1 pseudogene is annotated in these 647 nt (G+C 37.4%); it reads right to left on the minus strand.

Annotation, left to right across the window (positions count from 1 at the left end):
- Nucleotides 1–89: 89 nt before the first annotated feature.
- Nucleotides 90–647, minus strand: a pseudogene (locus tag ACFIN0_RS10030) (MFS transporter); the annotation flags it as partial.

The following is a 647-nucleotide window of genomic DNA, read 5'->3' on the forward strand; positions in this document are numbered from 1 at the left end:
GTCAAAAAAGCTGCTCTATGTTGGATTATCTCCACGTCCTCTAAATCTCAGAAAAATGATTTAAAACATTTGTTTTATTGATGAGCCAATCATTGAGATCGAACAATTAACAAAGAACGGTTCAGCAATATCCTGATAGCCAATAAACAGCATAATCCACTCAATCCAGAAAGAAGGAACAATTTTCCAGCCGAAGTATGACCTAAAACAAACGCTCCAACAAAGGGCGCCACCAACATCGCTAAATTTTGTATAGACTGCACCCATCCGGAAGCCAATCCAATCTGTTCATTGAAATTGCTTACCAGATAAACAATAGAAGATATGGAAAAGTAAGCGCTAACCATTCCAATAAGGAAAAAACAGAGCAACAAAGTCTCAATACGGAGTAAATCAAAGTAAAAAAAGCACACTGAGATCATGACAAAACCAATCATTGTTGACATTGCCGGCATTAACAACTCTGATATTTTGCCTGTAAGGGGTTTATACTTTGATTGTTTCACACTCCAAAATCCATAGAGAAAATTACCGATTGCCGAAGCCGATACCAGCATCCCAAGAGCCTGTTTATTCATTTTCATTGCACTAAGAATAACCGGCAACTGACTATTCACCATAAAGATCATGGCAAAATACACAAACAT

Source organism: Bartonella sp. AA89HNZF, assembly GCF_042196905.1.
Classification (GTDB): Bacteria; Pseudomonadota; Alphaproteobacteria; order Rhizobiales; family Rhizobiaceae; genus Bartonella.